This window comes from Gilvimarinus sp. 1_MG-2023 (genome assembly GCF_030548285.1).
Genome location: NZ_JAUOSC010001479.1, coordinates 1 through 246 on the forward strand (window position 1 = coordinate 1; position 246 = coordinate 246).

The 246-nt window shown below is 58.1% G+C and carries 1 protein-coding gene; it reads left to right on the forward strand.

The features are described 5' to 3' along the window. The coding region (locus Q4563_RS21745; protein WP_303606013.1) for a hypothetical protein at positions 1 to 246 on the forward strand (246 nt) is incomplete at both ends.

Below are 246 nucleotides of genomic sequence, written 5' to 3' on the forward strand. Positions count from 1 at the left end.
AGACCATGTCGATTACGTTTAACCGTGGCTACCTTGCCGCCGCCGCTGTCCTTATTGTGACTGTCGTCTGGATGCTGGCAGGGGCCGATACCGAACCCTTGGCTGCCAGGGAAACCGACCGATACCCGGATGCAACACGCCTGATACGGGTGCAGGTCGACGACCTGATACCCGAGCAGCATATCCGCTCACTCAAACTGTCGGGCAAGCTGGCGGCCAATCGCAACGTCACCATCAAATCCGAAT